This is a genomic window from Rothia sp. 27098_8_29, from assembly GCF_041432785.1.
In the GTDB taxonomy this organism is placed as follows: Bacteria; Actinomycetota; Actinomycetes; order Actinomycetales; family Micrococcaceae; genus Rothia; species Rothia mucilaginosa.
In genome coordinates this window covers 25,069-31,292 of the sequence record NZ_JAPWAI010000008.1, presented here as the reverse complement: position 1 = coordinate 31,292, position 6,224 = coordinate 25,069, and the positions used below count along the sequence as shown (strand labels likewise).

Below are 6,224 nucleotides of genomic sequence, written 5' to 3'. Positions count from 1 at the left end.
TAAGGCTGAGCGTGAGCGCGCCGAGAACCAAATTAAGCTCGATCGCAACGCCCGCCGAGGCCGCGAATTTGAACGGTCAAAGCGGAAACCTGGCATGGCTATGGGCCTGGATAAAAACAGTTCAGAGCGCTCTGCCGGGAAACTTCACACAGCCCACGAAAGCATGGTGGCGGATGCGCGGGCGGCAGTTGGAGAAGCCCAAGAGAACCTGCGCGTGCAGGAGCGTATCTATCTGGAACTTGCTCAGGATGCGCTCCCATTGGGGCGGAAGGTACTGGAATTACATCGGGTGAAGAACGACTCTTGCGCGTCTACACCGCAGAGCGCCGACCTTAAGAATGCATACACCCAAAACACCGTTTCACGTGAAACACAACCATATAAAGTTGATTATCTGCTTCAAATCCAAGATTTTCCCGAGGTTCTTATCCTGACCGGACCCGAACACCTGCACATCACGGGCGCAAACGGCAGTGGCAAGACTGTGCTTCTCAATGCGATAGCGCACGCGAATGACCCTGATTACCGTTCCCCAGTGCCGCCTGCATACCAAGTGCTCTACCGCCTGGACAACACCGCATACCTGCCGCAGCGCATCACCCTCGACCCGCAGCTCACCCTCCTTGAAACCGTACAGAGGGCGAATCCCGGTGCGAGCGAGCAGCATCTGCGTGACCAGTTGGCGCGCCTGCTCTTCCGTCGCGAAAGCGTACATCAGCGCATTGGGGATTTATCCGGAGGTGAGCGCTTCCGTGCCGCGGTGGCGCAGGTACTTCTGGCAGATCCGGTGCCGCAGCTACTCATATTGGATGAGCCGACGAATAACCTCGATATTTCCTCGGTGGATTGGCTGGTGCAGGCGCTCGAAGCCTACACCGGCGCGCTCATTGTGGTGAGCCATGATGAGGACTTCTGCCGCCGCATCCGCATTGACCGCACGCTCAACCTTTCAACAAAAACTCTCGGGAAGGAACCATTCGGGGAATCAGCATGCTGAATCTTCTCCTACATGGGAAGGTGTTTGACTCAGCACCCACATAGTTTCTATGCTTGAGCCATCAGCTCTCTATCCGCGCTACCCCACCACGGGGGTAGCTGGCGGAGCTGAATGTATCGTTTGACCGAAGCCACCCAAGGCGCGACCGGGGTGCCCTTCGGAATCTAGGAGGCATCAAAGAAATGACCCACCGAGCATAAGCCCGGACTCAGAAGAATTTTTCGTGCGCTCACGCAGCAGCTCTACGGACACGTTTCCTACGTGTTCCAATCAGCGCGCACGCACCCGGGCACAGGTACATCCACCGTTACGCTCGGGTTTTTTCGCACCCTTTTTAGGGCGATCCTCTTACCGCCACGCGCTCAGCATAGGCACCCCCAAACCGCCGGCACACTGCTGCAACGCACCACCGTCGGAGTTTGAGAGCACCCGAGCATCCATACCTCAAGGAGCTCGTATGACACACGTACTTCAGCCGCAGGCGACCTTTCCCCGTTCCGCTTCTTCCCGCGATGTCCGCTCGCACGCCACTTCCCATGCAGCGGCGCACATTAGTATCGCTCATCTGCACTTTGCGCACCCGAGCCAGCCTCCGCTTTTTGCGGATCTGTCGGCGGTATTTTCGGCACCTCTGACCGGGCTCATTGGTGATAATGGTTGCGGAAAAACAACCCTTATGAGGTTGATTTTGGGTGATTTGACCCCGGATTCCGGTTCTTTGGCGGCGCCGGAACACATGGCGTATCTACCTCAGGATATGGGTCTGAATCGGAATCAAACCCTCGCCGAGCTCTGCGGAATCGCCGAGATTCTGCGGGCGCTACAGGCGGTAGAATCCGGCGAATACTCCCCCGAACTCTACGAGACCATCGGGGACAGCTGGGACGTTGAGGAGCGCACCCTCGCGGCTCTTGCGACCTACGGTTTCACCCCGGCGACCGTGGTTGATCGCGACAACCCGCAGGCGGTTCGCGCACTCTTTGCTCGCAGTATGCGCAGCTTCTCCGGCGGTGAGGCGGTCATCGCCGCGCTTGCCTCGCTGATGATTTCTGATCCCGAGTTCATCTTGCTCGACGAGCCGACAAACAACCTGGACTCCGCGGCGAAGGCTCAGCTCTTCGCCGCGTTGGAGGCGCTACCCTGCCCGGCGCTCATCATCAGCCATGACCGCGATCTTCTGGAGCGTGTAAACGTGATTGCGGAGCTTCATGCCGACCGCCAGGGGCTGGCGCATCTGCGCCTCTTCGAGGGTAACTACAGCACCTACCGGCAGGCATTGGAGACCGAGCAGCAGGCGGCTCAGCGTCGCGTGACCGAGGCGAAGAACCGGGTGCGTTCGGCGCATCGCGAGTGGGTACAGGCGCAGGAGATTATCTCGAAGAACATGGCGCAGGTCTGGAAGGACGACCAGCCGGATACGATTCTTGCCCTCACCAAGGACGCCTCACGTCAGGCGGCGGCAAAGCTTCGAGTTCTGCGCATCGGCAAGCAGGAGCAGGCTCAGGAGGCATACCAGAACGCCCAGGATGAGGTGCGCGTGCAGGAGAAGATCTACGCCGAGCTGAGCCAGCAGCCCCTACCCGCGGGGCGCAAGGTGCTGGAGCTGTACAGGGTTGATGCCCGGCAGGTTTCACGTGAAACATTTACCGCTCAGCAACCCACTAAGGTTGATTCTCTACATTTTTCGCCCGCCGAAGCCGGCGACAAGAACCAGCAGGGAACCCCGGCGGAACACCCCGAACACCTGATTCTCAGCGGCCCCGAGCACCTGCGCATCACCGGCGCAAACGGTAGCGGCAAGACCACCCTCCTTGAAGCAATTGCCCACGCAAAAGACCCGGAGTACCGCTCCCCCGTGCAGCCCGCCTACCGGGTCGACTATTGCCTCGAGGGGGCGTACATTCCGCAGCGCATCACCCTCGACCCGCAGCTCACCCTCCTTGAAACCGTACAGAGGGCGAATCCCGGTGCGAGCGAGCAGCATCTGCGTGACCAGTTGGCGCGCCTGCTCTTCCGTCGCGAAAGCGTACATCAGCGCATTGGGGATTTATCCGGAGGTGAGCGCTTCCGTGCCGCGGTGGCGCAGGTACTTCTGGCAGATCCGGTGCCGCAGCTACTCATATTGGATGAGCCGACGAATAACCTCGATATTTCCTCGGTGGATTGGCTGGTGCAGGCGCTCGAAGCCTACACCGGCGCGCTCATTGTGGTGAGCCATGATGAGGACTTCTGCCGCCGCATCCGCATTGACCGCACGCTGGCGCTCTAGAGTTCCACCCCCGGAGCAACATCTGAATACAACGAACGGGTGCCCGGCACCTCCGAATATGGAGGCGCCGGGCACCCGTTTCAGTTACCTCACCGCGGCTACTTCACCGCGCTGACGAAAACTTAGATTAGAGGACCAGGCCCTTGGTCTGGGACACTGCGCGCTCGAAGCGAGCCTGAACGTCAGCCCAGTTCACAATGTTCCAGAATGCCTTGACGTACTCGCCCTTGACGTTCTGGTAGTCCAGGTAGAATGCGTGCTCCCACATGTCCAGCTGCAGAACGGGGATCAGTGCAACGGAGATGTTGCCCTGCTGATCGTAAAGCTGCTCGATGATGAGGCGCTTGCCAACGGTGTCCCATGCGAGGACTGCCCAGCCGGAGCCCTGAATGGTCAGTGCAACGTTGGTGAAGTGCTCACGGAACTTGTCGAAGGATCCGAAGAACTCGTCGATTGCCGCTGCCAGCTCGCCGGTGGGCTTGTCGCCACCCTCGGGGGACAGATTGTTCCAGAAGATGGAGTGGTTGGTGTGGCCACCCAGGTTGAACGCCAGGTCCTTGGAGAGCTTGGAGACGTTGCCGTATGCACCGTTCTCGCGTGCCTCTTCAAGCTGCTCGAGAGCTGCGTTAGCGCCTGCAACGTATGCTGCGTGGTGCTTGTCGTGGTGCAGCTCCATGATCTTTGCAGAGATGTGGGGCTCGAGCGCCGCGTAGTCGTAGGGGAGCTCGGGGAGGGTGTACTTTTCAGCCATGATGATGCCTTTCATTAGAAAACTTGGCTTGTATTAAAGATTACCAGCGTAGCGTTTACTTTACTTTTCATGAGTTGGGGTGCGTCACATTTATGTAAGACCTTGCTTGAGCATGTGGATTTCAGGCGAAGACTTTTCCCCACACCTGTGGATAATCCTGTGTATCAACAGGATTTTCGGGGTCGGCACCCTATTCTGCCTTGAAATACCGGGGTATGCACTCATATGAATAACAGAGTTGTAAGTTCTCCACACTGTGGATAACTACTGTGGATAACATCCTATTTTGGGGATGCGCGGGGGATAAACTGCAGAATTTTCGCCCTCATTCGGGGTGTTTTTCCTTCTACTAGCCAAAATATTGAGTACTAACAGGGCCGCCGAGCGATCTTACGCGCCTCCTTACGCCGGAGGCGGTGGATTAAGTGCACAGGGTTATCCACAGCTGTGGAAATTTTCGGGTTCCGCGGTTTTAAAGGTGAAAAGGTCTTCTGTTTAAGAACTTACCCTCGCTTTTAACAGCCTCGAAAGCCTGTAATTACAAGAATTTTTCGACTGGGCCCCTCTTTGCATCTTGCATTGCCACCATCGCCAGCTTCACCAAATCACATGCGTGTAAGTTCTCCACACTGTGGATAACCATTGTGGATAACCCCTATGGATAACATTCCTGGCGCGATACGGCGCAGCAACACCACAGCTGCAAGGTGCACAGTGCAGATACGCAGACCCCTCAATTCATGCTCCTCCCCTAGTTCGCAGGGGCGCTCTTGCTAATCCCTATGAGGGCAAAGAAAAAGAGCACCCGACCATTGGATGCTCTTAGAGTGAGTTGATAGAGATTTCAGTTAAAAAGATACGGTACGGAATGCAGCCCAACCACGAACTGCACCCGCACCGCACATCCGTCGGTAGAAATACGAGTTACTCGTACACCGACGACAATCACCGATAAATAGAGAGTCGAACCTATCGAAGCGAGCTTCCGGTCTCGCCTCGGAGGCTTCCTTCGACCCCGTTATGTAATTAGTGTACACGGTTTCATTACGGTTGCAAAGCCAAAACCGAGATTTTTTTAAAATTTTTGTTATCGTTTCGTTATTTTTCACCCCTGGCAAGCTCTTTACACTCCCTAGAATTTTCACCCACACCCCTAAAAACCTTGATATTCCGCGGAAGTTGGCTCAATTCATGAGTATGCTTCTTGGTACGTTCTCATCTATACTTGTACCGGAAATCTTTTTAAATATGTCGCGCATCACTTGTCTACCCAAGGTTTTTATAGTCACTGCGTGCAAAAAGATGACCCTAGCACCCTCCAAAAAATTAGCACCAAAGTGTCAACCATTACTTGACCGTACCAATTTAGGGTTACTGGGCAAGACCTTTCGCTACAATGGGTGCCAGCACACCACACCTCCCCTTAATAAGGGAGCTCCATATCCGATAAAAGAGGAACCAATCCCGTGCCCATACCAACCACGTCTGCGCAGCGGTCTGACAATACCGCACACAGCGAATCCATCCAGTGGCTCTCTCCGCAAGAGCGAGAAGGCTGGCTCTTTATCAGCTCCATCATCTTCAGCCTCACCCGCAAACTGGAAAACCAGCTGCAGAGCGAAGCAGGCATTAGCTTTGTCGAATACATGGTGCTCGCGATGCTCTCCGAGTCCAAGGATCATTCCCTCACCATGACCGAGCTGGCAGTTACTACCAACACCCTCCCGGCACGCCTCTCCCGCGTTGTGGCACGCCTGGAGAAGGACGGCTACGTCCGCCGCTCCCTCAGCGCAGAAGACCGCCGCGTCAGCATCTGCCACTTGCTCCCCGCAGGCGAGCAGAAGGTGCAGGAGGTCGCACCCGGCCACGTGAGCGAAGTACGCCGCCAGATTTTCGACCACCTGACCACCGAACAGGTTGAACATCTCGCAGAAATCGGCGAGGCAGTCCTCGGCAACACCCCCTCAAACGTCATCTCGATTGATGCACTGCAGCGTGGGAACTACCCCACACAATAACCTCCTCCGCCTTCGGGCGAGAGTTGAGAGAACCAGAGATAAGGCACATTCCCCACCGGGAACGTGCCTTATCTCTTTAACAGATTTCTTAAATAGGCTCTTGCAGTCGCGAGCGCTGCGGTACGCACGAACCTTAAAGCCGCCTAAAGTTGCCCCGAGCATCGATACATGCGAAGAATTTTAAAAAAT

4 protein-coding genes are annotated in these 6,224 nt (G+C 56.2%); 3 read left to right on the top strand and 1 reads right to left on the bottom strand.

The window, feature by feature from the left end; genetic code table 11:
- On the top strand, window positions 1-997 hold a 997-nt coding region (locus O3649_RS08555), incomplete at its 5' end, for an ATP-binding cassette domain-containing protein (protein WP_371573778.1).
- A 457-nt stretch (window positions 998-1,454) separates the two neighbouring features.
- Complete coding sequence (locus tag O3649_RS08550) at window positions 1,455-3,266, top strand: ATP-binding cassette domain-containing protein (protein WP_371573776.1); 1,812 nt, start codon at window positions 1,455-1,457, stop codon at window positions 3,264-3,266.
- 127 nt (window positions 3,267-3,393) lie between these two features.
- Here the strand turns inward: O3649_RS08550 and O3649_RS08545 are convergent, their stop codons facing one another.
- Entirely contained in the window at window positions 3,394-4,017 is a 624-nt protein-coding gene (locus O3649_RS08545) for a superoxide dismutase (protein WP_279741593.1), read from the bottom strand.
- Window positions 4,018-5,483: 1,466 nt separating this feature from the next.
- Here O3649_RS08545 and O3649_RS08540 point away from each other — a divergent pair.
- Window positions 5,484-6,035, top strand: a complete 552-nt coding sequence (locus O3649_RS08540; RefSeq protein WP_141752094.1) for a MarR family winged helix-turn-helix transcriptional regulator — start codon at window positions 5,484-5,486, stop codon at window positions 6,033-6,035.
- Window positions 6,036-6,224: the final 189 nt, after the last annotated feature.

What these genes read in the sequence shown, in the direction of transcription:
- O3649_RS08550 (WP_371573776.1), top strand. Translation starts at nt 1,455, where the DNA reads ATGACACACGTACTTCAGCCGCAGGCGACCTTTCCCCGTTCCGCTTCT.
- O3649_RS08545 (WP_279741593.1), bottom strand. Translation starts at nt 4,017, where the DNA reads ATGGCTGAAAAGTACACCCTCCCCGAGCTCCCCTACGACTACGCGGCG.